Source organism: Methanosarcina sp. 2.H.T.1A.6 (genome assembly GCF_000979455.1).
Taxonomy (GTDB): Archaea; Halobacteriota; Methanosarcinia; order Methanosarcinales; family Methanosarcinaceae; genus Methanosarcina.
This window is the reverse complement of the sequence record NZ_JJOY01000026.1, coordinates 15,296-41,586: the sequence shown is the minus strand read 5'-3', so window position 1 is coordinate 41,586 and position 26,291 is coordinate 15,296. Positions and strand designations below refer to the sequence as shown.

Genomic DNA, 26,291 nt, shown 5'->3' with positions numbered 1-26,291 from the left:
CCAGAACCTGTGTAAACCCCTTACAATACCTGGCATCCACCTGTGCATGTATCTAATATTGATTTGAATCTACCGATGTCAATGGGCTTTGCTATATATCCGCTGCATCCTGCTTTTAAAAATTTGTCCTCATCTCCCTGCATAGCATGAGCTGTAAGGGCAATTACAGGCGTCCTCCGGATTTCAGGGATCTTTTTGATCTCTTTAAGGACTTCAAGCCCGTCAAATCCTGGCAACTGTATGTCAAGAAGTATGAGATCGAACCTGTGTTCTTTAGCAATTTTGAGAGTTTCAAACCCATCTAGGGCTTCTCTACTCTCATAGCCAAAAGTAGTAAGAAGGAACCTGATAAGTTCCATAATTGCAGGACTATCCTCAACTACAAGTATACTTTTCATTTCCATGACCCCTCAATCTGCATATATTAAGAGACCTGGCAAAATACAGATGCTTCTGGCAAATAGACTATTGTTCCAAATCCTGAACTGATATATACAGTAGATGCTTCTACCAGCTCATATAAAGACTCGTGTATCCATATTAAGGATTAAATTCCTTAAGATGCCAGAGCTAAAAGCAACGAGTATTTTTGGCAGACTCGGTTAGACAATTGCATCAAGTACCCTATCGTTTTCCCCAATTCAAAAAACTTACCAGACAGTAAGTTAAATATCTTAATCGTTTTCCCCAAATAGAATGGAATTTACTAAGTTCAGAAGTTAAAAAGTAATTGTACTCAATACATATAAAAACTTTGTTAGTTGTCAAGAAAAAGCCTTGTAGGTGGGTAAATAGAATGACTTTTCTTAAAAAAGAGATGAGGTTTCCCAGAAAACAGGAGAATAACCGGAGAATATTCCTCTAATATTTTCCTGTCATTTCCCTTCGTAACCGGCGAAAACTCTGCATACACAGGATTATGGTCCGAGACTGCACCCGTTTCTTCAGGTGTCAGATTATAGTCAGGTCATACCTGAATACCCCTGCATTTCCTGCAAAATGGGACTGTATGGATCTGTGATTATGACCCACGGCAGATTCAATAAATTTAGTTAGTTGTTGCAAAAATCACCTTATTTTTGAAATGGGTCGAAATGTAAAATATATTAAGTTTGTTAAACCTAATTGAATAAATAAAAGTAAAAATAAAAAAGTAATGAGAAAAGTTAAAACTAGGGCATTTTGCAGCTTATTGAAACTTGCTGCCTTTTTAGGATCACACCGGGCTTACCGTCACATCCAACTGAACCTCTTCCTGGCCTGCAGGCACCCCATTGTGCCACGTTGTAATGTAATCCCCTTTTGAGACTTTGCCGTCTCCGTCAACGTCTACGTGAACACGGAGGGAATAACTCCTGTTATCGGCAAGTTCCGGGAAACCCAGGGCGAATGGTATAGAATCATTCCCCTCGCGCCCCAAGGACACGTCCTTTATTGAGGTCTCGGCAATCACGGTTGAAGGAGCGTCTGCAAGGCTGACGTCGTCAAGCCGGATGTAGACAGTTGCGTCCTCAACAGGTGCTTTCTGGCTCTCAAAAAGGATGTTTCCCTGAATAGTCCCGTAGGTTTTGGAAGGAGTAGAATAGTCCCCCAGCACGAAGCTTGCGTTTATCCCGTTGACCGAGACCGTGTACTCCCCGGGCTCAAGCCCTTCGATGTCTATTGGAACGTATTCTTCAAAGGGGACCAGGTTAAGGGTACAGGGCACACCGTTCTGGATAAGCGTGGGCAGGTCCACAAGGAACAGGTTCCTTTCCCTTATAACGGTAATGTTTTCACTGTCGATATTCTCGCAGCTTCCTCCAAGCATCCCGGAAGCCACAACCTTTACCTGAGGAGGGATCGAACGGGTCATGATTATCATCACTTTCTCGACCGATGCCTTTCCGGCTACATATGAGCCTTCTGGAGCCTGCACCTGCAAATCCCCACCTTCGACCAGGGATTCATTTTCCGAAGAGGTTACATTCTTCCCACTGTTGTCAATGCACCCGCTTAACGGCAATATCATCAAAATTAAAGATAAACTCAACAGGTTTTTCAAAGTTTTCGTTTTCATGTTACTCCTTCTTATTGTAAACTCCTGGTCTTCTACATTAGATATAATTTTTACTTAAACTTCAACTCAATTCGAAGTTATCAGGACTGAACTTTGAGAATTATAATGGATGCTGCTTTTGTGCGTGTGATAGTGTAATATAGGAAGACTTTGAAATATTTAGATTTAGGATCTTTATTATCCTGTTTTTTCGTTCAGGAGGGTTAAATGACGATTAATTCGACAAATGGCTCTGATAAAGAGGAAATTTCAGCCGCAAGTAGGGATGATGAGAAAAACAAAAAGCGGGGAGCTGACAAACGGGCTCTGTTTGAGCGCTACGAGAAGCAGCTAAAGAACCTGGACTCTGAACTGGTCACCTCCGACGATGAGATCGCACTGCAGGAGGCTTTCAGATATGCAAAAGAGGTAATGGGGCCTGAGGAACTTGTGGAGTGGTTTATCTCCCTGGCTGAGCCCTTCTACAGGTCTGCAACCTGGCAAGTACTTTTACCTATGTATGAAGAGCTGCTTGATACTGCGGAAAGGGAACTGGGGCCGGAAGATCCCGGAACTGCAGCTGTGTTGAACGGGCTTGCAGGGATTTATCGTTACATGGGAAAGCACGAAGAATCCCTTAAGTTATTTTCAAGAGCACTCAGCATCCGTGAAAAAACTTCAGGCCAGGAGCAAACTGAGACCGGCGATACGCTCAGTGAACTTGGAATTCTCTACTATGTTATGGACAGGCAGGAAGAAGCCCTTCTGTATTATAACCGTGCTCTTGAAATTCAGGAAAAGTTTCTGAGTCCGGAGAATACGGGAGCTGTCAGGACACTTAACAGGATGGCTTTTTCATATAAGGGAATGGAAAGGCCGGAAAAAGCGGAAGAACTCTTCACCCGTGCCCTTGGGCTGCTTGAAAAACTTGCGGAAAAGGAGCCCGATAATAAAAAAGTCCTGGCTTATACTGCCGGCACCCTGAACAATCTTGGCGTCCTTTTTTCGGAAATGGGCAAACTTGAGGAAGCCGAGGACAGATACGGGCAGGCTCTGAAACTTCAGGAAAAGGTATACGGAAAAGAACACCCGCAGATAGCTCAGACCTTAAACAACCTTGCCCTGCTTTATTTCCAGACAACAAGGTATGAAAAAGCCCTGATTCTCTATACACGCTCTCTTGAAATCATGGAAAACCTGGGAAAAACCGAGCACACCGGCTTTGCCACGACCCTGAACAACCTTGCAGGCGTCTATGTCCAGAAAGGCCGCCATGAAAAAGCCCTTGAACTTTACACACGAGCCCTTGAAATCCGTGAGCGTGTCCTTGGTCCGGACAATCCCGAGGTTGCCAAGACCTTAAATAATCTTGGCGAACTGCACAGGATCCTCGGCCAGCACAAAAATGCCCTCCCCCTCTACACACGAGCCCTCAAGATCTATGAAAACACACTCGGCCCAACCCACCCAGATGTTGGAACGACCCTGAACAACCTCGCAGGCCTGCACGAAAGTATGGGCGAATACGAAACCGCAATCGACCTTTACGAAAAAGCCCTTGACATAATAGAAAAAGAATACGGACCCGACCACCCCTACTTCAAGATCACGCGAAATAATTTACTGGGCCTGTATGAAAAAATGGAGAGGAGCTGGCGGAAATAATTTTTAAAAGAGCCGGAAAAAATAGAACGGGAAGGGAAAAGGAAAGGGAAAAAGGAAAGGAAAGGAAAGAAAAAGGAAAAAGGAAAGATCTATCGAAAACGATAGAGCAATAGAATTATTCCTTGAATTACTCCTTATTTCCGGCTGAGCCTTTTACAACAACCGTACAGGCCAGAATATCGTGGACTCCCATCCCCTCGTCCATAAACAGGATAGGGACATATGTCACGAAAGGTATGAAGAAATACCAGACCAGGTGCGCGTTAACTATTCCCACTCCGTTAGCGGCTACATCTACGACTACCAAGATAAGAGCCGGCATTCCTCTTGCAAAATACCTGAAAAATGCCCTCACGAAAGAAATCCTCCTCCCCTCAAGGTCCACCACTTTAAGATTCATCCACTTTTTTCCGGGTGTTGCCTGCCCTGCTGAACTTTCAAAGTAAACAAAATAAGCGAAAAGTGCCAGGTTTGCAAAGGCTATACCATATATCTCAGCCAGAGGACCGATAGTTAACGTGCTAGCTATAAGAACCAGAAAAGCAAACAGATTTACGACAAAGATGTCAAGTATATAAGCTGCACATCTTTTCCATACTTCAGTTAAGTCAACTTTTTCAACTGTTTTTGACTCATTGATCGATTCAAAACACTTACCGCTCTCACCGATAATGTTAACGTTTTCCGTATTAACCATTCCCCCGTTATACGCAATTATTTAATGCTATTAAATATATCCCTCTGGGAAAACTTAAAAAGTTTTTGGTCGAGTTTTGGAAAGGACTTTTCGATTTTTGGAATCGAAAGAATTCAGCAGAGTATATTTCAGCAGGGTAATATAGAACAAATTCAAACACAGTTACAAATTGGAGATTAGGTTGATCAGGAACTGAGTTTAGGAGGGATTGAGTGATTATTTGTCCTAAACCTTTAATGGGGGAAAAAGAGAGACCATTTGTTGACAGGAAAGAATTCATCAAAGCATTTGAAACCGCCTTTACGAAAAAGCACTCCCACTTTATCAGCGGGCACTTGAAATTAGTGAAAAGGTGCTCGGGCCACAACACCCAGATGTTGCAATAACACTAAACAATCTAGCGATTCTTTACTATTATACTGAAAGGTGCAACGAGGCTTTACCCTTGTTTAAATGCTCCCTTAAAATATTTGAGAGTAAACCAGGTTCTGCTCATCCATATTTTAAAATGATTGAGCAGAGTATTGAGGTTCTCAAGGCTAAAACGGAAGAAAAATGAAATTTGCTTTAAGAATTAAATCGCTGGCGTTCATATGATCCGTATGGAGATATTGCCTCCAGGATTTGCTTTTGGAAAAAGCCGTTCACTGCGCGAACGGGGATAGGGACCGGGGTTTGAAACAGTGAACACAAAAAGGTTTTGAATAGCGAATAAAACCCATACTTTTTTTCAATAATTCCCCGTCATCTTCGCAATCGTCCTGTGCAGTCCGTGTATGCTGAGCCCGCTTCCGAGATACATCATGGGGCAGCGGCCTGCAAGGTATTCGAGTTCTTCATCTCTGCAGGCACTGAGGGCTTTTTCGGTTTCTGTTTTCCAGTGTATCCAGGCTTTTTTTGCGCCTTTTTCTTTCAGGACGGGGATCAGGTCTCCGGGTTCGGATTTTGTTATGCCGATGATGGCACGGTCCAGGCCGGTAGGAAGTTCGGAAACGCTTTTCAGGGAGCCGGGGTCGGGTTTTTCGGAGAGGTCAACTACATAGACTTTTTTGCCCTGCTTTTTGAGTTCCGAAGCAGCCCATTTCATGGCTGGCTTTGTATTGTCGGTAATCACTGCAAAACTGTTTGCATCCCAGAAGTTAATCCAATCTGAAGCTGTTGGTTCCATATTAAATTCCCCCTTGTTTCATAGTTTCATAATTTGATTTATACATTAAAATCTGTCATTCAGGCAATAAATGTGTTGTAACCCCGGGTCTATGTAGCGGGTCTATATGGCAGATTTATTCAAAAATGGCGTAAAATGGTACAGAAAGGCATAAAAAGCAGCAGCAAATCCTATAATGCCTCAAAGCCGAAGAAGAAAACATAAAGGAGAAAATGAAGGGGCCGCAGAACTCTGGTAGGAATTCTGCTTACTCTTTCAATTACTGTCCCTGAAGCCTCTGCCCGGCAGCCTGAAGAGCTCCACCGAGTGCTTTTGCAAGCTCACAGTTCTGGTTGCACTTTGAGGGACAGGTGCAGTACTTTGGTCCGTTTTCCATCATCCACTGACCAAGGAAGCCGAAGGCTTTGAGCTGTTCTTCATTTGCAGTCTGTACGAAATTGTTAATGTCCTGTAATTCCATTCATTATCACCGGACTCTAAAAAGCTGTATATATTTATATACTTGAGCGTCATAATTGTGTACAAAGGTCCGATAGTACAGAAAAATGACCCTTGATAAAAATGATCTGCGATTACTAAAAATAATGCAGGGTAGATAAAAATAAAACACTGGTAATAAAGATGAGGGGTCGTTAATATAAATGATCACTAATTAGACTAACCTTAAATAATTTACCTTTAATTTAACACCATCCGGTTTTTCAATAGGTTTAGAGGCTGACAAGAATGGAAACTGCGAGCGGAGATACTGACGTCTACTACAAAGAGGAACTGCATTCCATCAGGGAAGAGGTAACTTCTCTTCGGAATGAGTTCTCACGGTTTTTGCAGAGGGCAAACCAGCAGCACATTGAAGGGATGCTGGGAGAGATGAGGAAGAACTTCATGAAGCCCATGGTAGACTACCTCTGCGAGGACGCAAACGAGAGGATGCACAGCCAGATGACCAGGAACTGTAAGACGCGGGAACTCTGTGAAACGGCGTTTAAAGACCTTTTACAGGAAACTGCAGGGCTTGTTGGCAGAGGAAGAGTCGAGGCGGGAACTGTCAGGATGTACAGGGACAAGCTTGAAGAATTAAAGAAGGAAGCAAAAACCCCTCAATGCAGCAGGTGCTTTTCAGAAGCCAGCAATCTTTTTGATAAACAGGTAAAACTTATGCGCTCCCTTCAGATCTATGAAGACAGGGAAGAAAAAGACGAAAAAGGCGATATAAGTGCAATCGAACCTGACAGGATAGTCTCTGAGGTCTGTGAGCCTGTAGCAAATAAACAGAGGCTTTTGATGCTAAAGGCACTTTCAGGGGAAAGCAAGACCTTCTCAGAGCTTTCGAAACTCACAGGGCTTCGCGGCGGAAACCTGCTCTTCCACCTGCAGAAACTGCTTGATACAGGCATGGTTTTACAGCGGAGTGAACGCGGGGACTATATCATCACAAGAAAAGGGTATTCCACCCTTCAGGGGCTCTCCAGAATCTATTCCGAAATCGGGTTGATAGAATAATGGATATAATAACAGCTGTAAAAAACCTGTAAAAAACCTGTGGATAATAACTGGAGAAAAACTGGAGAAAAACTGGAGAAAAGCTGGAGAAAAGCTGTAAGTAGATAGGGAAATTGCTCAAAATAAAAAATAGATATACCGATAAAAATTAAGTAATTCGGCTTAAATCGAACAGGCCATTTTAGCCGTCGTTTCCTATTGCTTCAACCGGGCAGCTTTCCAATGCCTCCTTACAGGCTTCCTTTTCCTCATCAGTATCCGGCTGTTTATATACATAAGCGTTAGAGTCATTGTCAGTCATTTTGAAGTTCTCTGGTGATGTATCCACACATAAGTTGCATGCGATACATTCATAATCTACATAATAAGGTCCGGGAACATTTTCCGCAACTTTATCTGTCTTATCAGCCATATTTCAATCCCCCTATTGTGTTTATTTCACAATAAGAGTAATTAAGAGGATTTTTATATATAATTTAACATTCAAAACACCCTTTCAAGCCTCAATTTCGACCATAGATTCAACCATATTCCTGATGTTCAACTACATTGCCCTTCAACTAAATTGCCTTTATACATCTTTTCCTGTGATGAAAAAGAAAGTTTTATTAATAGACTCGTTTATTATAATAAACAGTTTGATAAATAAATCAAAGATACCGGTATCAGCCCATATTAATTTTAACAGGGGATCAGCATTACGGAAAAAAGCCCTCATAGTAAGTTCCCAGGTAAGGGGCTTCCTGAAAAGGAGGTGCACGACTTTTTTGAATCTAAAGAAGAATTGAAAATATTCCTCGAAAGTATTCCCCCGGTCATTTTCATAAGAAAAGCTGAAGCTGGCTTTCCGGTAGAGTTTGCTTCTACAAACGTTTCAGGGCTCGGATATGAACCTGCTGATTTTAAGGCGGGAAAAATTCGATATGCTGACATAGTTCACCCTGAAGACCTTGAAGCTTTTAATTTCGGGGTTATAAGCAACTCTGAAAGGGGAATTAAGGATTACACCCTGGAATACAGGGTCCTCACTAAAAACGGGAACGTACGCTGGATTGAGGACAGGACTCTCATCCAGTACGGGAAAAACGGCAGGATAAGCCGTTATTTCGGGATTGTTTCGGACATTACCACTTGCAGAGAACTTGCAGAAAAGCTGGAGCAGGAGGAGCAGAAATTCAGCTCTTTGCTTAACTCAAGCAGCAATATTATAATTATCCTAGACAGGAACGGAAAATTCCTGGAAATAAACGAAGGGGCATGTACTAACCTGGGGTACAGTAGAGAAGAACTCCTTAAGCTTGCTCCCGCAAACATCGATACCAGGTATGGAAACCAGTTTTCCAGGCAGGTTAAGAAAATATACCAGGAAGGGAAAATTACCTTTGAGACTACCTATCTGAAAAAAGATGGCACCTCTATCCCGGTAGAAGTGGAAGCCCGTGTAATGGATTACGAGGGCAAAAACACGGTTCTTATAGTTGCAAGAGATATCAGCGAGCAAAAGAAGATAAAAAGAGACCTCTCAAACTCACTAAATGTTAATAAAGTCCTGGAATTAATTGTAAGCAGCAGCCCTGTAGTTATTTTTCTGAGCAACCCCCGGGAAAAACGGCCTGTGGAATTCATAACTGAAAATGTAATCCTTTTCGGGTATCCGGCAGGGTCTTTTACCTCAGGAGAACTTACATATGAAGACATTATCCATCCCCTTGATATTGAAAAGGTAAGGGATAACCTGTTCAGGAATTATAAGGAAGGCAGAAAAGACTTTTTTCAGGAATACAGGATTCTCACAGCTTCCGGAGAGGTCCGCTGGGTGGATGAACAGACGTTTATCCATTCCGATGAAAAAGGGGATATCGAATACCTGTACGGAACAGTTATTGACGTTACTGAAAAAAGGCAAAGTTCTGACTTCCTGCGTCTCCGCCGCAATACCGGCATTGCCCTTGCTTCCACAGATGAACTTCAGGAAATCTTAAAGCAGCTCCTTGATCTGGCTCTTGAGGTTGAGCCTCTGGATTCAGGCTGTATCTATCTTATGGACGAGGGCAGCGGCGAGCTGAAATTAAAGACCTGCAGGGGATTGTCCCCTGCTTTTGTGAAAGCAGCGGCCGGTTTTGGGAAAGTTCAGGGGTTGGCAAACCTGCTCAGGATAGGAAAACCTGTTTACAGGCACTATTTTGAGATTAAAAATATGGCATCTCTTGAGACTCCATCTGAAGAAAAGCTTCGAGCTGCTGCTTTTATTCCTGTATACTCAGGTGGTCGCTTTGCCGCAGTCATACAGCTCAGTTCCCATAAGGCAGACGAAATTCCCGAAACTTCCAGAAGACAGCTTGAAACCATTGCCCTTGAACTCGGAAACGAGATATGCAGGCTAAAGGAAAAAGCAGAACTCCAGCAAACCAGCAGCGACTTCCAGGGGCTCTTTAAAAGTATAAAGGACTTTATTTTCATAGTGAACCATGAAGGCTGCATTGTCCACTCCAATCCTGCTTTCCGCAAATACCTCTCTTATACGGAAAAAGAACTCCTTGGAAAGAATATCCTCTCTTTCCATCCCCAGAACCGGGTCCTTGAAGCCGCAAAAAACTTTTCTGAAATCCTTGAAGGAAAAACATCCCTGTACAGCGTGCCCTTTGTTGCCAGGGGAGGGACAGAGATTTTTGCCGAAACCAGATTCAGTAGAGGATCATGGAGGGGACAGGAAGTCCTGATCGCTCTCGCACGCCCCAGGCTTGCGGAGTAAGAAACAAAACAAACAAAACAAACAACCAAACAAAACAAACAATGGATTCCTCCCTTTTTAAGCAACAAAATTATATATCTATTTTTAATCTTCTTCGCTCGCCCAGAGGACAAAAGAGAGAAAAATTAGCCTATTCCCTTTCCAAACAGAAAACCAACAGGCATAATAAATTTAGTTTCAGAAAAACAAATATATAAGTTTATCCTCTGCGGAGGTTTTACCATGTTTAAGAGAATATAGCCATATGATAATGATATATAAGGGAAACTCAAAAAAGATTTAAGTTAAAAATTATTTCATATGAACGATTCTGAAGTCTTCAGATTTTTCCATATATATAAGTCTTCCGAAATTATCCTGTTTGGAGAGAGTTAAAACCACGAGAAATACATTATAAGTTAGTGAGCTGTAGATACAGAAAACTCACACCAGCACGTTGGTTCCTAACTATGTGAACCCTGATGGGGGGCATAGATCAGTACTCATGCGAATAGACCCAAACAGACTGAAAAAGTACCGCAACGTCTGGAACCGTAAACTGCACTTCGCAGGGCCGGGTACCATAAACACCCAAACATATTATCTACCACCGCATCTACCACATCTACCACATCTACCACATCTACCACATCTACCACATCTACTATATCTACACACCACAAACCCGGCCCTGGTGTGCAGTTAAGATATTTTGAGAACTCCTTTTTTGAACAAGCCTTTTTCTGAGCAAGCCTTTTTCTGAGCAAGTCTGTTTCTGGGATGAACAAGCCTGCTTTTGAAATACCCTTTTTCCGGACAACCCGCTTTTGAACAGTTTCATTGCTGAAAGCATATATTAAAACCGGAAAACGACCCATTCTGAAGTTTCTGGGAAATATATTTAATTCCATTCGCCTTTTTATTTAATGGGAAACATAAAATTACTGCAGATCTGCACTTTGAGGGGGATGGTACCACCGTTACAAAAGAAGAAGTTATTGAGGTTCTAAAGAGCTGCTACGACCCCGAAATTCCGATCAACGTTATTGACCTCGGACTTGTTTATGGGATAGAGGTAAAAGAAGACCGGGTACAAATAAGGATGACCCTGACTACGCCCGGATGTCCCATGGGGGATTTTATTGCTGAGGACGTGAAACGAAAGGTCGAAGCAATCGAGGGGGTAAAAGAAGTCGAAGTAGAGCTTGTCTGGGACCCTCCCTGGACTCCGGACAGGATTTCGGAAGACACAATGAAGAGGATAACGAAATAAAACATTAAGAACTGAAAAATTGAGAACTAAAAACTTTGCATTAAAAGTGGGGGAATAAATATGGGAAATCAGGGTCTTACCGACCTGCCAATGAAGATCAAGCTGCCTGAACCGGATGCTGCGGGCAAAAGTCATATCGAGGAACTTATTGCAAAACGGAGGTCCTTACGTGAATATGCCGACAGAGAACTTTCCGAGCCGCTAATATCTCGTTTTCTCTGGGCAACCCAGGGGATCAGTTCAAAAGGGGTGTTAAGGACAGTACCTTCTGCAGGCGCACTTTACCCGCTTGAAGTCCATATTGTCATAGGGGAGGGCAACGGACTTGAAGCCGGGATCTACAGGTACATTGCAGAAGAACATTCCCTTATCCAGGAAATCCCTGGCGATATGAGGACAAAGCTCTCTGAAGCCGCCCTTTCCGAGAGTATGATCAAAAACGCTCCTGTTTCGCTTGTTATCTCTGCAGTCTACCCGCGCATAACAAGTAAATACGGAAAAAGAGGCCTCAGATACGCCCATATGGAAGCCGGGCATGCCGCCCAGAATGTATACCTGCTTGGAGTTGAACTGGGAATCGGGACCTGTGCAGTAGGAGCTTTTGCCGATGAGGAGATAAAAAAAGTCCTTAAAATGCCCGCAAATGAAGATCCGCTCTACATCCTGCCCCTGGGTTACATATAAACTACCTGAAAAACTGCCTTCAAATGCTTTTCCGGCTACAGGCAAATCAGGATGGAACCGAAAAAAGAACTCAGCGAGAGCTCAAAGAGAGCTCAGATGTTCCTTTTCACCGCCAGGTCCATTTCAGCATTTTCCCTGACCAGCCTGCCTCCGGAAAGTGTGTAGATTAAGGGCCTTGAATTGGCCAGTCTGACTTTGCGGATGTCTTCATTGGAAATTCCTTCGATATGCTTAATCAGCGCCCTCAAGCTGTTCTGGTGGGCACAGACTATTACATTTTTTCCTTCCTGAAGAGCTGGGATGATATCCTTTTCGAAATAGGGAACTGCACGTCTATAGATATCTTTGAGACTCTCTCCTTCAGGAGGCCCTTCGTCAAAGCTCCGGCACCAGTGAAGGATCTGTTCGTCCCCGTATTTTTCTTTCATTTTGTCCTTTTTCTTTCCCTGCAATATCCCGTAATAGCGCTCGTTTAAGGCTTCGCTGGAATAGATAGGGATAAGGTTCTTTTCGGTTTCCGGAGGATATGAATACCGATTTTCTTTTTTTTCCGTCCCGGCTTCATCTCCACTTTCGGTCCTGCTTTTCCCTGTCCCGGCTTCATCGTGGACAAAGACCCCTATCTTCTTCTGCTTTGAAAGGATAAGAAAGAGGGTTTCTTGCGCCCGGACCAGCTTTGAAGTAAAAGCAAGGTCCAGCCCGATCTCCTCGAGTTCGGCAGCACAGAGCAGGGCTTCTTCTATCCCCCTGCCGGTCAGAGGGACGTCAACCCAGCCTCCAAACCTGCCGTCAACATTCCAGCCGGATTCCCCGTGTCGTACAAGTATCAGGTAACTCATCCAGATCTTCCAATCCCAAGACTTAATGCTTGTTTTTTGAGACAAAAAAATTCTAAATTTTAAAGTTGAATGAGTATAATTGATGAGTTGACTATAAAAGTATCCATCTCACTCCTTATCCGAGAGGTATTCTTCTGAAAACATTTTTACGGTGAGGTAAAAGTAAGCCAGGAGAAGGGGACCGATGATAATCCCTACAAGTCCGAAAAGGGAGACTCCTATAACAATCCCGAGCAAAGATTGGAAAGGATGAATTTCTCCTACTTTTTTCTGGATTACAGGCCGAAGGAAACTGTTGTCTGCCATTGTTATGAAAATTCCTGTCACAAGGATGCCTATGCCTGCAGTATAGTCCTGCTGGAGCAGCTGAATGATTATTGCAGGAACCCAGATCAAAGGGGTCCCGACCACGGGCAGGAAAGACAGAATTGCTGCGATAGATCCCCAGAGAAAAGCTCCCTGGATTCCAAATACAATAAAGGAGGCGGTCAGAATTCCACCTTCGATCAGGGCAATGGCACCGCTGGCTATCAGGGTTGTCCGGACAATGTTCCTGAACTCGTCCAGGAGAGTAACTGTATTCTTTTTATTGAAAGGGATTGCCACAAAGAGTTTTTGCATAAAATCCGAATCTTCCCCTGTTAAAAGGTAATAAAGCAGAAAATACATTATCAGGAAACCAATTACCTGCTGGCTTATGTTCTGAATCGAGCCCAGAATGAGTATACTCAGGTAATTAACGGCTTCCGAAACCAGATCCACTATTTTTTCCTCCAGGCTGGTCTGGATGATATCGTCAGGGATGTCAATTATTGAAAAAAGATGGTTAAAAAGCTGACTTTCGGACTGAATAGAAGTAATAATAGATTCCCGGTCAAGTAAAATCTGCTGGATTTCACTGATAACCAGACTCATGAGAAAATAAAGGGGAATCAGTATAAGGAAGATCGAAATTAATATTACCAGAACTGCCGCAATTTGCCTGTTAAGCCGGACTCTTTTCAGGAAAAAGTGGTAGAGGGGCTTGAAGATTACAGAAAGAATAAAGCCTCCAAAAAAATAGTCTATGTATGGAAGAACTGCATAAATAATAACTGCAGTAAGGATAGTTATAAGAAAAAGAGCCAGTGCAGTTTGACCTTGTCTTTGCATCAAAAATAACCTGGTTTTTTATTATAAAATATGTAAGCATAACATTTCTTTCCAGTTAAATCTAAAACCGCTCCCGAACTTAAACTGGAAATTAGAATCTGCGAATTAAAGCTCACTGTAAAGGTTAAAGCGTGTCTTAAAACAAATCCGTAGATTCAGGAGTACAGGTTTTCAATGCCTGATGCATACTTGGAACATTTAGTTAATCTGAAAGGGAGATGATTAAAAAATGATTCGGAAAAATCCTCATTCTCTTTCAAATATTTGAGCTCAAGGATGCAGCTATGATAATCGACTTTTTTTTCATTAAAAGAATTGTTTGAGGATTCAAGCCTGTAGTATTCCATACCCGAATCAATTGTAATTCTGAATCTATGGTCTGCAGATTCAAAATATTTTCTGTAGTAACGATTCAGAAGAGTAAACCTTAAGGTTTTAAGGTACTCAATGAAAATCTCAGGGACGCCGGATTCCATGAAGATTTCCTGCTGTCTTTCCAGAGAAGACTTATTATCCAGACAGAACGATTTCAGAGGAAAACAAATTTTTCTCCCGATAAGACCTCTTTTAGTTTTAAATTCCAGAACAGGATTTTCAATAAACCCAAAGAGATCCCCATACCAGCGAATTCGTACTTTTAATCTTGTACTTAACCCGTTGACATTATCAAAATAATTAGACATTTCAAGAGTGTCGAGATAAATATTATTTATATACCTTGGGGAATGTATCTCAGTAAAAATCGCAGGATGTGATTTGACAATCGATTCGATCTCATGCATAGTCATCCCGTAGACTACCACTTTTTTTTCATATCTTGATTCATCTGGACTCTGCATTTTGTCAAGCACAGTCTCATTCAGCATATCTGAATCCCTCCAAAGAAGAAAAATCAGGAACGCCTGATTTTCCATAGATCACTTCATAAACTTTTTTGTGATACCCGATCACTTTACTTCCATCAATTGATAAATTCGAGCCGACTTCAATTATATATGGAACGGTTATATTGTCCAGCTCAACTGAAGATGTCGTTATCCTTCCAGGGCCGAATTCCTGTTTCTCCTGGCAGACAAGAAGTCCAACAGTACATGAAGAGACTTCTGCATAATCTAGATTCACTGTGGACAGGTCCTTACTGACTACGGCTACAGTGCAATTCTTTAATTCCATCGCTGTAGCATTTACGTAACTGAATTCTCCGGCGCTTAAACCTGCATTCCCTGCACCATTAACAAGACATTCGGAGATATCAACCGCGGCACCTGAGAAGTCCAGAGCAGTATTCCCTGAATTAACAAAAGATGAACCGAAAATTGTTCCTTTTCCAAAAAGTCCTCTGAAAGAATCCGAATTCGCATTCTGGAATAATGAATTTGCGATCGAAAATTCCGACCTTATAATGTCAAGAATACAGTTTCCTCCGGTATTATTGAGGAAATAACAGTTTTCAATAAGAACAGGCGATTCATAAAATGTAATAGACCCCTGCAATTGCCATCCTGGTCCTGAGGGCGCGGAAAGATTACTGAAAACAACCCAGTCTAAGTAAGATTCTTCACCCGCATTCAGGACGGCAATTCCCTGACCTGTTGAATCCGAAGATGTTATTACAAGCGGGAAATCTTCATTTCCAGAGAGAATAAGGGGAGAGTACGAAAGTATCATAGAACCGTTTAATAGATTTATCTTTGTGGCATAATAATCTGAACAGGTAACCACATACCCTTCTGGAATGACCAGGTCTTCTTTTATCTCCCAGCTACCGGGCATTAGATAGATATTTCTACTTTCGTTATCAAACAAAAGGAAACCAAAATTATTTGCATTCGGACTTTTCCTTATAGTGTCGCCCAATGGAGAATCATCCGAGATATGAGGCCACATATATACGGATTCATTACGTAGAATGCTGTGCCCCAGAAACCTGTAGTTCAGTTTCAAATCGGGAATACATTGCGAAGACCAGTTGAAATTTTCAGGCAGTATAAATTCGATTTTCTCGTATTTTACCGGATCGGATAACATCTTTCTCTCCAGCGTCTTCCCCTTTTCTGCTGGCTCAAACACCACTGATCCCTGAAAACTTACATTCAAGATTGTGATTGGTAGTGGCTGGATATTTCCCACTTCAAGCGTGATACTCCTGTTTCCTGTAGAATTGTAGAAATAAACCTGTTCACCTTTAGAGGGATTAAGCACAGTTTGAATATATTGCTGGTTATTGTAAAATACAGCCTTAGAAAACGAATAATATGGAAGATCTTTATGAAGAATATCGAGATTTTCCTGAAGCTCGTCATCTACATCGTAGAATAAGGAGTCAAAATAGGATTCCTGGGAAACTCTCTCAAGTTCATTGATATATTTCTCAAAGAAGACAGGATCCTCAAATAAGGTATCCAGGAACGGCTTATCAGCGGTATATGCGAGTTCATAAATTCTTAATCCGGAATTACTGTCAAAACAGATAGGCTCTAGTTTTGAAGTTACTGGATTATAGTAAAACCTGAAATTGTGCCAGTAAGTTGCATGCTGGCCTCCAAAAACATCTGTAAGTGCAACATATGTAGCAAGTTTATCAATATCAAATGTTTGCTCAACAGTCAAATCTCCGGCTCTGAAAGCTTCAAGCAAATCTTTTGCTTTTATATACTGTTTAAATGTTTCAGGGTCACTCAGCACTTTCCCACTTTGATATACATCGATATCGCTGGATGTGTAGTATTCAAGCAGATCTTCCGAAAATCCAGCCTGCATATATAGTAATCTTTCCGAGAAGAGAAGTTCTTCATTAAACCGGACTATAGGCCCTTGTGGATAATTATTATTCTCAACAAGCAGGCTGTCAAAATGCTCTTCCAGTGAATAGATCCCTTTATGCTTTCCGTTTATAGTAACATCAACGAAATAACAACGTAAGCAAAGAATTCCTTCCCTTTTCATTGCTTCCTGGAATAACCACTCGTTGAGGTAATTTCTTGTTTTCGGATCCTGAATAACGAATTGCCTCATTCCTAAAAGCGTGTCGTTTCCCTTAACTTTAATGCGGAATGACCACTTATCACCACCCCAATGATCCGACCAATCACCTTTAAGTCTTAAATTTACATTAACAGTCTGATTTTTGTAATGTATTTTTGCAGGAACATAATCCTCGTCAGAAGACACAAGAATACCGTTTGCGATCGCAAGCTCTCTTTTATATGCCAGTTTCTGGAAATCATTGTTTTTTATATCAATGGTTATCTTTTCAGGGTCCGATGTAAGCCCGTTTATGTAATTAACGGGTATTCGGTAATTTTCTTGGAGAGCACCAGACAGCAGAATCTGTGTTTTACTGGGATTTAAGCCGATCTTTAACAATGCATCTTTAGCTAGATCCTTAGCAACGGGTGATGGATTGTCAACCGTTCCGAAAGAACCTGAGATTACCATGCCACCAAGACACCCCACAAGAAATACCAGTAATGATACCAGTAGTATAACTGAAAGATGAACTTTTTTACTGGATAATAACTTACGCAATTTGAAAGTTATCCTGATTTTCTGACCATCCTCCTTTTTAATCTGCATTAAAATCTGCCTCTAGATCCCGATTATATTGGTTCAATATTTATCTGTTTAATATATACCCTGTTGATCAAGAAAAGTAATTTTAATCGACTTGGAAATTGAACTCAATTCATTTTTAAGCGATTCTATATGCTCAAAATCCTCAAAATTTACCAGAAAAGTAGATTCAAGAGTCTCACCGGTTTCATCAAACCGCTTCAAATTAACGGCTGAACAGTGCTTATTCAAAATTGATACAATGGTACTCAATTGTATTTTTTCCGGGTTATGGCTTGAGATTGTCAGGTGCAGATTCTGATCAAACTTAGGACTGCTTACAAATTTTGCTCTTATTATGATAATTGAAAGGACTATGAAGGTACCAAGAACGGTAATAGCCCGCTGGTCTGCTCCCAGACCCAAACCGATAGCAATGTTTAGAAAGAGAAAAGCCAGTTCTTCAGGTTCTTTGACGGCAGTCCTGAACCTTACTATAGATAGTGCCCCAACAAGGCCGAGAGAGAGAGCAAGAGAAGATTTTACTACACTGATTATCAGCATAGTTGTCATGGCAATCATTACAAAATTTTTTGAGAACTGCCGCCTGTTTGAAAGAGTAGTACCGTAACGGATGTACACCTGACCTAAAATAAAGGCCAGTATACCAACTATTAGTAGATTAAGTGCAAATCCTGCGATTGGCACCTGATAGCTCTGAGTAGTCAAGAAATGTTCAAATGTTGAAATCTCAGCTTGCAAATAATCCCCCTCACACATCATAAAAGAAATATCTTAGTATAAAGAAGGATAGAAACTATATAAATTTTTTTAGCATGCTTCGATCTGCTTTGTTTATCAAATAGCTTATCGGCAAAGTAACAAAGAATTATATTGAAAAAAACTGCCTGTTTATATTTAGAATTTCTAGATGCAGTCGTGCCGCCCAAATTACACTCTTATAGAAAATCCGTAATCAGAGTCTGCCTTTCATCTCTTTCTCTAAATTTTGTGACCCCCACACCTACAAGCCTGAATTTCCGCCTGCCCATGAATTCCGACAAAAGCTGAATGACTGTCCTTTTGATCACGAAGATATCAGAAGTCCAGATAGGGAGAGTCCTTGAGCGCGTATAAGTGGAAAAATCCTCAAAGCGCACTATAAGGGTTACGGTTTTGAAAAGAAAATGGTGTTTCAGGAGAGCTCCGTGCACGCTCTCTATAAGAATATCCAGGGACCCGGAGATTTTCACAGGGTCATTCGTATCCTCTGCAAAGGTTCCGTGCCTGCTGATTGACTTTACGCCTTCCTTTTCAATGACCTCTTCAAAGTCGAGCCCGTTTGCAAGCTGCTTCATCCTGAGCCCCATTTTTCCAAACCTTTCCGAAAGCAACTGGACATCACAGTCTGCAAGCTCGTCTACCCTGCTTATTCCCATCTCTTTCAGGGTTTCCGTTGTCTTTTCTCCAATTCCCGGAATCTTAGAAACCGGCAGAGGAAAGAGAAAATTCCGAACATCTTCAGGCCTGACAACTGTAAGCCCGTCGGGCTTTTGAAAACCCGAAGCAATTTTTGAAATAAGCTTGTTAGGCCCAACCCCCACAGAACAGGTGATCCCCTGCTGCCTCTGCACCTCGTCCTTTATCCTGAGAGCATAGAGGGCAGCCTCTTCAAAATTCCTGATCTCAGGCCCCGGTATAAGATAGGCTTCATCAACACTGACCTGCTGGAACTTTTCTGCAAACCCCCGCAAAAGCTCCATTACTCCTGCCGAGACCCCTGCATAGAGTTTCATGTTCACAGGCAAAAATACAGCACCCGGACATAGCCTGAACGCCTGTGAAATCGGCATTGCCGAGTGGATTCCATACTTTCTTGCCTCGTATGAACAGGTGCTTACAACTCCCCTTCCTGACCCTCCTTCAGGATCGGAACCCACAACTACGGGCAGCCCTTTAAGTTCTGGCCTCTCCCTGACCTCTACAGACGCAAAGAAGCTGTCCATATCTACATGGAAGGTAATTCGCCTTTCGGAAGTTTTCATTTCAGGATTGGGGGCAGGCATCACATAAGATATAATAAACATGTAAAAAAGGTTTGAGGAAGTCGGGTGAAAGTATTAATCCGACGGTTCCTCCTGTACATTGTCTGCCCCGTACATTGTTGCTTTAGATAAAAAACACACTCCTATAGCCGGCATACAGATAGTCCAGTAAAAAGCCAGGGGCAATAACACCGCCTCAATGCTCGACCATTTTGAAATCTCTCTGAGTGCGAGAATAAGAAAAAACATAGAAAAAACACTGGTTGCAGATGAAACTGCAACATATACGTTTGTCGAACCACAGTGTCCATTTGAGGATAAAAATAATAATGCAGAGCAGGGGGACAGGAACACCAGTATAATGATCCAGAGCGTCTCTATTGCACTTACCGGGTTACCGAGAAATGATTTACCATTAGAATAGACCAGAAAATTTGTTATAACGAATGCAGATAGAGAAATGCACAGAGGGATTGTCAGATACCAGCGAGCGAGTGTTTTTCTGGTTTCCAGTAAGAAAAGCAAGGAACCAAAAAGAGAGATAATGCTCAACAATTCGATGATGGTGATGAAGAGTAAATCGGATGCTATAAAATCCGGTGTTATAATAGACATGGAGCGGAATATGACGGATACAAAACCTGTAACCCACGTCATCATAAAGACAACTGATGTCAACGCCAGCGCAATATTTATCCTCATTAAATCATCACCGTAAAATGTGAAGTCAGGTGAGTATGAAACGGGCTGTCATAATTAAATAATGAGACACTGACGGCCGATTCTTGCTGGCTCCAATGTGACAGACCCTTCATACAGGATGCTGAAACTCCATCTCCATGGTATAAAATGGACACCCTAACCTGAGATGCAAATATTAAATATATCTTACTATAATATATTTTTCTATAATAGAGCATATTCTGTTGAATAGCTTACCGGTTCTGAATTATTCTGAAGCCTTCTTGCTGCTGAACATGTTTTAAACTTCACATATACTTTATAGGGAATTAATAGAAACTAGAATTTTTTTCATTTTTGACTGAAGTTCCAATTCCCTAAAAACTTGTACTACAATAAACTTCAATATTCGAATCCTGCGGCCTGAACTGTGGCTTGAATTGCGGCTTGAACTATGGCTTGAACTATGGCTTGAACTATGGCTTGAACTGCGGCTTGAAAAAACATTTCTATAAAGCCGAGAAATATATAATCTTAATATCTTCGATTTTTATTTAGCTTAAATCCGGGGGGATTTCATTAAAGCAGAGCAGAGCAGTTCAAAAATCGGAAAAGAAATAATCGGACAGCCGTTCCCTGAAATCACATCAAAATCACTTGCAGGTAGGGTTGTTACCCTTCCGGGGGCAGTGAAGGGAAAGGTGGCACTCATCTTTATTGCTTTTGTGCGAAGTTCACAGAGCATGATCGATTCCTGGGTTCAACCTTTTGAGCAGGAGTTCAGAAAAAACAGCTTTTTTGCGGTCTACGAAGTCCCGATGATAAACAAAGGCTGGAAGGTCTTCTCCTGGATGATTGATTCCGGAATGAGAGGAGGAATACCTGTGGAAAAACATGATAACGTGGTCACCTTTTATGGGGACTATTCCAGCTACCAGGAAGCCCTTGGAATGGAAAATACAAACCTTGCCTACGTTTATTTACTGGACCCTGAAGGTATTGTCCGCTGGAAAGGGCAGGGATACGCCAGCCCTGAAACCGAAAAAGAACTTCTTAACACTGCAATGACTCTCAAATGAGAGTGAATTTCAAGTAAAAGGGAGGGGGAATGAAGGGGACAAAGATAATACTTGGATTTTTTGTTTTTGTTGTCCTTATTTTTGCAGCCTATGCCGTCCTGAGAACCGTACCGATTGATAACTGCGGGGAAAACGGGACAGGACCGGCCTGCATCGAGCTTCGACCCGGTTTTTCCATTGATTATTACGCCGAAAATGTTGAAGGGGCAAGGTCCATGGCCCTCAATCCAAACGGGACGCTTTTTGTAGGAAGCCTTAACACTGGAAAAGTCTATGCCATCCCTGACCGAAATGGGGACAATAAAGCCGATGAGGTAATTGTGCTTGCTGAGGGCCTGGATATGCCAAATGGGGTGGCATTCATGAACGGTTCCCTGTATGTAGCCGAAGTTTCCAGGGTGGTCCGCTATGACGATATCGAAGCAAGGCTTGAAACCCCGCCCGAGCCAGTCGTGGTCAACGGAGATTTTCCCTCCGACCGCTTACACGGCTGGAAATACATAAAATTCGGTCCCGATGGAAAGCTGTACGTGCCTGTGGGGATGCCGTGTAATGTCTGCGAAGGGAAATATGAGCGCTACGGAACGATCATGCGGATGGAGCCGGACGGGAGCCAGCTCGAAATCTTTGCAAGAGGCATCAGGAATACGGTCGGTTTTGCCTGGCACCCTGAAACCGAAGAATTATGGTTTACTGACAACGGCAGGGACTGGCTTGGGGATGATTCACCTCCGGACGAACTAAACAGGGCGCCTGAACCGGGGATGCATTTCGGCTTTCCCTATTGCCATGCAGGCGATATCCCTGATCCGGAATTTGGAGGACTCAGGAACTGCTCCGAGTTCACGCCGCCTGAGGTAAAACTGGGCCCTCATGTGGCTTCCCTTGGGATGACCTTTTACACAGGCACGATGTTCCCTGAAGAATACAGGAACCAGATCTTTATTGCCGAGCATGGCTCCTGGAACAGGAAAATTCCCATCGGGTACAGGGTTACCCTGGTCAGGCTGGAAAACGGAACCCCTGTAAGTTATGAGCCTTTTGCCGAAGGCTGGCTCCAGGGGCTTGCAGCCTGGGGAAGGCCTGTGGATGTCCTTGTAATGCCTGACGGAGCTTTGCTTGTGTCGGATGATAAAAATAATGCCATCTACAGGATCAGTTACAGCTGATCCGAATACCTTGCAAACGCGTCAGAGGAGCTAGTTAATAATCCCTTCATAAAAAGTTCCAATGTTTGTAAAAATACTTATGATTAGACATCATACACAGTAAGCAGGGGGAATAAATTGTTATCTAAAATTCCTATAGATCTTAAGAATGTATCTGAAGACGAGATCGACAAAGAAATCCTCAGAGCTGGCATTATTGCCGAGCTTGATGCCGTAAACCTTTACGAGCAGATGGCTGCCCTTGCCAAAAATGATGATATAAGAGCAGTCCTGCTGGATATAGCAAAGGAAGAAAAAACACACATTGGGGAGTTTCAGGCGCTTTTACTTCGGTTCGATACTCAGCAAAAGGAGGAACTTGAAGCTGGGGCCGAAGAAGTAGAGAAAGAGCTGTCCAAATAAATAGCCAGAGGAAGAGCTGTCCAAATAAATAGCCAGAGGAAGAGCTGTCCAAATAAATAGCCAGAGGAAGAGCTGTCCAAATAAACAGTCCGAGGAAGAGCTGTCCAAATAAACAGTCCGAGGAAGAGCTGTCCAAATAAACAGTCCGAGGAAAAGTTATCCAGATAAAAAGTAGGATAAATCCTCTGATTTTTAAGCTTCGAACTTTCTCTGGATAATTTAAAGATTCCAGGGAAAGTCCTTACTTAACTATTTTAACTTTTATTTTGAAATTGTTTTGCTTTTATTACCGTATCAATTTCCTTTAATACGGATTTCTATTTTATGTGTTCTACGTTAAGTGTTTCTTTCAATATTGATTTCCTGCAATAAACTCCTCAATCATACGGTATGCCTCATCATCCGGATACTGTTTTGGGGGATGTTTCATGAAATATGCAGATGGCTGATAAAGAATCCCTCCTTTTCCCCTGTCAAGTGCCAGTTTGCAGCATCTGATAGCGTCAATTACGACACCGGCAGAATTCGGAGAGTCTTCTACCGAAAGCCGGAGTTCTATATTCATCGGCACATCCCCGAAGAGTTTTCCTTCCATACGCAGGAAGCAGACTTTGTTGTCTTTCTGCCAGGAAACATAGTCGCTCGGGCCAACATGGATATTCCCGTTTTCAAGCCTCTCGGCAAGCACGGACTGAACGGCTTCGGTTTTCGAGATTTTTTTGGATGCAAGCCGGTCCCGGTTTAGCATATTAAGGAAATCGGTATTTCCACCAGTGTTAAGCTGGTATGTCCTTTCCAGCTTTACTCCCCGCTTCCTGAAAAGGTCGGCAAGAGTCCTGTGAACTATAGTCGCTCCGAGCTGGGACTTGATGTCATCGCCAATGATTGGAAGCTTCTTTTCTTCAAAGCGTTTTGCCCATTCAGGGTTGCTCGCAATAAAAACAGGCATATTGTTGATAAAGGCACAGCCGGCTTCAAGGGCGCATTCGGCATAAAAACGGGCAGCTTCTTCGGAACCCACAGGCATGTAATTTACAAGGATCTCGGCTCCCGAATTTTGCAGGACGCTTATGACATCCTCTTTTGTTGCACCCTCTCCTTCCACAGGCAGGAACCGGCATTCCTCAGGATAATTGATAAGGTGTTCGGAACAGCCGTCCAGAACCCTTCCCAGGCTTACCTTAACACCTGTCTTCGGCACATAGGGACAGAAAGCAGCTGTGCAGTTTGGAAGAGAAAATATTGCTTCTGAGACATCCTTTCCAACCTTCCTCCTGTCAATATCAAAAGCTGCTGCCACGTCAATGTCATATGGGAAGTAGCCTCCAAGATCCTGATGCATCAGACCGATTGCATCTGCATCCTCTTTTTTTCTGTAATACTCAATCCCCTGCAGAAGAGAACTTGCACAGTTCCCAACCCCTGCAATGGCAATTTTTATCCTGTCTTTATCTGCCATTGAAACCCCCCAAATAAATTCAAAATAGTATCAGATATCTTAATTCCCAAGTTATCTTAATTCCCAGGTTATCTTAATTCCCAGGTTATCTTAATTCCCAGGTTATCTTAATTCCCAGGTTATCTTAATTCCCAGGTTATCTTAATTCCCAGGTTATCTTAATTCCCAGGTTATCTTAATTCTTCAGTCCCCCATTTATCTGCAGTTCTCAAAGCCAATCGCCAGAGTGTACCCCATCCAGGACAAGGAATGAAAACTGTGATGCCTCTTATCTTATGAAGAAAATACTATAAAAAACGTTTTACAAAAAAAAGAATTAATGTGACACTGTATATCCAGCTATTATATGCGGTTTCAGCTATTCCATGATGTTTACGGCTCTTATACCTTTTATAATCAATTTATGCTCTTAACAGGAGACTTTAACAAAATCCAGTAATAAAAAGCATTACAGGTTGCTATAGACTTACAGGTTTATCCAGAGCACCAGAAGAAGGTGAATTACAATAAAAGCCGGCACAGAGTACCTGAACATGGGCTTCTGGGTTTTATGTCTGAACTGCATCATTCCGAGCCATGCGCCGATCGGCCCGAAAAGGGAAATAGCCAGCAGGGTTTTTTCCGAGATTCGCCACATTTCCTTTCTTGCTTTATATTTGTCCAGCCCATAAAGGGTAAATGAAGCTGCGTTAAGGGCAGCATAGACGATAGGGAAAAGAAGGTAAACAGTCTCTGTCATGGGAAAGAATTCTCCGTAATAATAATTAAAGGCTGTGATATTCCCGAAATCCATAGCTTTTGGAGCGCTTTATCCGCGAATAGAAAATCCCAGGGAGGATTTGGGTAGTTCAGGAAGAAAGAGAAAAGTAACCCTTATGAGATATATAAAGGAAAAATAAAAGGGGGTAGAAGCTCAAGGGACAGAAGCTCAAGGGGTAGAAGCTCAAGGGGTAGAAGCTCAAGGGATAGAAAGAATCAGGGATGAAAAATTAGAAGAGGTAAACGATAAGGGGAGTAGACGATGAGACGGAGTGGACGATGAAAGCAGAAAAACATAATCACAGGAGCCTGGCATCTCCTCCGCCGCTTGTGTTGCGGGCAGGTCGCTACCTTCCCACCCTCTTCTTTCTGGGGCTTGCAGTTCACCTGGTCCTCCCCCAGCTTGCCTCGGTTGAAGAGTCCCTGAAGGTCATTAAAACAATGGCCCTGTGGGCCGTGCTGCTGGCTGCCCTTGCCCAGACTATAAGCTATATGGGAAGCGGTTATCTCCTGCATTCGATTGCAGCAACCGTAAACCAGAAACTCTCGGTGCCCAGGGGCATACTGATAACCCTTGCTGCAGCAAGCATCGGGCTGCTTGCAGGAGGGCCGCTTGGAAATGGGGCAGCTACATACCGCTGGGTACGGAAACAGGGCGTCAGCGCCGAAGGTTCGGGGCTTGCAGGCACTCTGCCCACCCTTTTTAACAACACAATTTTAGTGATCCTGGGAATTGCCGGAATACTCCGGCTGCTGGCAGTACGCGAGCTTTCCTCCACCCAGATCCTTGCCTTTCTCCTGATCCTTAGTGGACTGGGCCTAGGCATTGCAGCAATAAGCTGGGGAAAAAGCCACAGGGACTGGTTCACATCCGGAGCTGTCAGGGAAGCTGCCTTTTTTTACAGGGTCCTGCACAGGCCCTATACCCCGAGGGCAACTGAAACCGCAGTCTGCCGTATGTTTGCAGCCCTCGACCTGCTCGAAAACGGGGGCTGGAAGCGCCCTGCCATGGGAGCAGCACTTACCGCCAGCTTTGATATGCTGACCCTTTACTTTTTCTTCATAGCTGCCGGAAACCCAATAGGTCCGAGCGTCCTGCTTGTAGGATATGGACTGCCCCTGCTTTTCGGGAGATTGGCTTTTCTCCTCCCCGGTGGGATTGGGATTGTGGAAAGTACAATGGCGGCCCTGTACACAGGCCTGGGAGTGCCGGGTCCGATAGCAGTTGTGGCCGTCCTCAGCTACAGGATTTTTTCGTTCTGGATCCCCACATTAATCGGCTTTCCGATTGCATTTTACTTGCAGAATAGATGAAAAAATGCAGATGAAGAGTTACAGATGAAGAGGTACAGATGAAAAGTTATAGATGAAGAGTTAAGACACATATCTAAAAAG

26 protein-coding genes are annotated in these 26,291 nt (G+C 42.8%); 10 read left to right on the top strand and 16 right to left on the bottom strand.

Annotated elements, in window-relative coordinates; translation table 11 throughout:
• Window positions 1-20: 20 nt before the first annotated feature.
• Both EO98_RS07075 and EO98_RS07070 read right to left on the bottom strand, forming a co-directional pair.
• Window positions 21-398, bottom strand: coding sequence for a response regulator (locus EO98_RS07075; protein WP_048139136.1), 378 nt, complete (start codon window positions 396-398; stop codon window positions 21-23).
• Between the two features lie 818 nt (window positions 399-1,216).
• Window positions 1,217-2,011 (bottom strand): YbaY family lipoprotein, encoded by a 795-nt coding sequence (locus EO98_RS07070; RefSeq protein WP_162198126.1) that lies wholly within the window; start codon window positions 2,009-2,011, stop codon window positions 1,217-1,219.
• A 255-nt stretch (window positions 2,012-2,266) separates the two neighbouring features.
• Here EO98_RS07070 and EO98_RS07065 point away from each other — a divergent pair, with 255 nt between their 5' ends.
• Window positions 2,267-3,703 carry a tetratricopeptide repeat protein gene (locus EO98_RS07065; protein ID WP_235283526.1) on the top strand — a complete coding sequence of 479 codons (1,437 nt, stop codon included), beginning with the start codon at window positions 2,267-2,269 and terminating at the stop codon, window positions 3,701-3,703.
• Between the two features lie 127 nt (window positions 3,704-3,830).
• Here the strand turns inward: EO98_RS07065 and EO98_RS07060 are convergent, their stop codons facing one another.
• Entirely contained in the window at window positions 3,831-4,400 is a 570-nt protein-coding gene (locus tag EO98_RS07060; protein WP_048139131.1) for an RDD family protein, read from the bottom strand.
• A 352-nt stretch (window positions 4,401-4,752) separates the two neighbouring features.
• On the opposite strand from EO98_RS07060, the gene EO98_RS19560 reads away from it, so the two are divergent.
• On the top strand, window positions 4,753-4,959 hold the full coding sequence (locus tag EO98_RS19560; protein WP_052734469.1) for a tetratricopeptide repeat protein: 207 nt from the start codon (window positions 4,753-4,755) through the stop codon (window positions 4,957-4,959).
• 171 nt (window positions 4,960-5,130) lie between these two features.
• Here the strand turns inward: EO98_RS19560 and EO98_RS07050 are convergent, their stop codons facing one another.
• Complete coding sequence (locus EO98_RS07050) at window positions 5,131-5,568, bottom strand: CoA-binding protein (RefSeq protein ID WP_048139127.1); 438 nt, start codon at window positions 5,566-5,568, stop codon at window positions 5,131-5,133.
• A 259-nt stretch (window positions 5,569-5,827) separates the two neighbouring features.
• Entirely contained in the window at window positions 5,828-6,028 is a 201-nt protein-coding gene (locus EO98_RS07045; RefSeq protein ID WP_048134524.1) for a hypothetical protein, read from the bottom strand.
• Between the two features lie 266 nt (window positions 6,029-6,294).
• On the opposite strand from EO98_RS07045, the gene EO98_RS07040 reads away from it, so the two are divergent.
• A complete protein-coding gene (locus EO98_RS07040) occupies window positions 6,295-7,071 on the top strand; it encodes a winged helix-turn-helix domain-containing protein (protein WP_048139125.1) in 777 nt (258 codons plus the stop codon).
• Window positions 7,072-7,252: 181 nt separating this feature from the next.
• Here EO98_RS07040 and EO98_RS07035 read toward each other — a convergent pair whose 3' ends face one another.
• Window positions 7,253-7,483: a ferredoxin gene (locus EO98_RS07035; RefSeq protein ID WP_048139123.1), complete on the bottom strand. Its 231-nt coding sequence runs from the start codon at window positions 7,481-7,483 to the stop codon at window positions 7,253-7,255.
• Window positions 7,484-7,825: 342 nt separating this feature from the next.
• Between EO98_RS07035 and EO98_RS17455 the strand changes: the two genes are divergently transcribed.
• Complete coding sequence (locus EO98_RS17455) at window positions 7,826-9,823, top strand: PAS domain S-box protein (RefSeq protein WP_052734468.1); 1,998 nt, start codon at window positions 7,826-7,828, stop codon at window positions 9,821-9,823.
• Window positions 9,824-10,305: 482 nt separating this feature from the next.
• Here the strand turns inward: EO98_RS17455 and EO98_RS07020 are convergent, their stop codons facing one another.
• Window positions 10,306-10,713, bottom strand: a complete 408-nt coding sequence (locus EO98_RS07020; RefSeq protein WP_156161054.1) for a hypothetical protein — start codon at window positions 10,711-10,713, stop codon at window positions 10,306-10,308.
• 41 nt (window positions 10,714-10,754) lie between these two features.
• On the opposite strand from EO98_RS07020, the gene EO98_RS07015 reads away from it, so the two are divergent.
• Window positions 10,755-11,075, top strand: coding sequence for an iron-sulfur cluster assembly protein (locus EO98_RS07015; protein WP_048139117.1), 321 nt, complete (start codon window positions 10,755-10,757; stop codon window positions 11,073-11,075).
• Between the two features lie 60 nt (window positions 11,076-11,135).
• Window positions 11,136-11,759, top strand: a complete 624-nt coding sequence (locus tag EO98_RS07010; protein WP_200895542.1) for a SagB/ThcOx family dehydrogenase — start codon at window positions 11,136-11,138, stop codon at window positions 11,757-11,759.
• Window positions 11,760-11,851: 92 nt separating this feature from the next.
• Here the strand turns inward: EO98_RS07010 and EO98_RS07005 are convergent, their stop codons facing one another.
• The 7 genes from EO98_RS07005 to EO98_RS17785 all read right to left on the bottom strand — a co-directional run bounded on the left by EO98_RS07005 (window position 11,852) and on the right by EO98_RS17785 (window position 20,049).
• Window positions 11,852-12,598, bottom strand: a complete 747-nt coding sequence (locus EO98_RS07005; RefSeq protein ID WP_048139115.1) for a histidine phosphatase family protein — start codon at window positions 12,596-12,598, stop codon at window positions 11,852-11,854.
• 108 nt (window positions 12,599-12,706) lie between these two features.
• Window positions 12,707-13,750 carry an AI-2E family transporter gene (locus EO98_RS07000; protein ID WP_048139113.1) on the bottom strand — a complete coding sequence of 348 codons (1,044 nt, stop codon included), beginning with the start codon at window positions 13,748-13,750 and terminating at the stop codon, window positions 12,707-12,709.
• Window positions 13,751-13,905: 155 nt separating this feature from the next.
• A complete protein-coding gene (locus EO98_RS06995) occupies window positions 13,906-14,616 on the bottom strand; it encodes a VTC domain-containing protein (RefSeq protein WP_048139111.1) in 711 nt (236 codons plus the stop codon).
• Window positions 14,606-17,326 carry a CotH kinase family protein gene (locus EO98_RS06990; protein WP_082098511.1) on the bottom strand — a complete coding sequence of 907 codons (2,721 nt, stop codon included), beginning with the start codon at window positions 17,324-17,326 and terminating at the stop codon, window positions 14,606-14,608. The genes EO98_RS06995 and EO98_RS06990 overlap by 11 nt, the downstream gene beginning before the upstream one ends.
• A 48-nt stretch (window positions 17,327-17,374) precedes the next feature.
• Window positions 17,375-18,064 (bottom strand): DUF4956 domain-containing protein, encoded by a 690-nt coding sequence (locus tag EO98_RS06985; protein WP_162197889.1) that lies wholly within the window; start codon window positions 18,062-18,064, stop codon window positions 17,375-17,377.
• A 197-nt stretch (window positions 18,065-18,261) separates the two neighbouring features.
• On the bottom strand, window positions 18,262-19,389 hold the full coding sequence (gene dinB, locus EO98_RS06980; RefSeq protein WP_235283525.1) for a DNA polymerase IV: 1,128 nt from the start codon (window positions 19,387-19,389) through the stop codon (window positions 18,262-18,264).
• Between the two features lie 33 nt (window positions 19,390-19,422).
• Complete coding sequence (locus EO98_RS17785; RefSeq protein WP_082098510.1) at window positions 19,423-20,049, bottom strand: hypothetical protein; 627 nt, start codon at window positions 20,047-20,049, stop codon at window positions 19,423-19,425.
• Window positions 20,050-20,591: 542 nt separating this feature from the next.
• On the opposite strand from EO98_RS17785, the gene EO98_RS06960 reads away from it, so the two are divergent.
• From EO98_RS06960 to EO98_RS06950, 3 genes are all read left to right on the top strand, one after another.
• Window positions 20,592-21,107: a hypothetical protein gene (locus tag EO98_RS06960; RefSeq protein WP_311135551.1), complete on the top strand. Its 516-nt coding sequence runs from the start codon at window positions 20,592-20,594 to the stop codon at window positions 21,105-21,107.
• 29 nt (window positions 21,108-21,136) lie between these two features.
• Complete coding sequence (locus tag EO98_RS06955; protein ID WP_048139101.1) at window positions 21,137-22,276, top strand: sorbosone dehydrogenase family protein; 1,140 nt, start codon at window positions 21,137-21,139, stop codon at window positions 22,274-22,276.
• Between the two features lie 117 nt (window positions 22,277-22,393).
• Window positions 22,394-22,678 carry a ferritin family protein gene (locus EO98_RS06950; RefSeq protein WP_048139099.1) on the top strand — a complete coding sequence of 95 codons (285 nt, stop codon included), beginning with the start codon at window positions 22,394-22,396 and terminating at the stop codon, window positions 22,676-22,678.
• Between the two features lie 349 nt (window positions 22,679-23,027).
• Here EO98_RS06950 and EO98_RS06945 read toward each other — a convergent pair whose 3' ends face one another.
• Both EO98_RS06945 and EO98_RS06940 read right to left on the bottom strand, forming a co-directional pair.
• Window positions 23,028-24,137 (bottom strand): inositol-3-phosphate synthase, encoded by a 1,110-nt coding sequence (locus tag EO98_RS06945; protein WP_048139097.1) that lies wholly within the window; start codon window positions 24,135-24,137, stop codon window positions 23,028-23,030.
• A gap of 466 nt (window positions 24,138-24,603) precedes the next feature.
• Complete coding sequence (locus EO98_RS06940) at window positions 24,604-24,876, bottom strand: DUF1294 domain-containing protein (RefSeq protein WP_048139192.1); 273 nt, start codon at window positions 24,874-24,876, stop codon at window positions 24,604-24,606.
• A 299-nt stretch (window positions 24,877-25,175) separates the two neighbouring features.
• Here EO98_RS06940 and EO98_RS06935 point away from each other — a divergent pair, with 299 nt between their 5' ends.
• On the top strand, window positions 25,176-26,210 hold the full coding sequence (locus tag EO98_RS06935; RefSeq protein WP_048139095.1) for a TIGR00374 family protein: 1,035 nt from the start codon (window positions 25,176-25,178) through the stop codon (window positions 26,208-26,210).
• Window positions 26,211-26,291 lie beyond the last annotated feature (81 nt).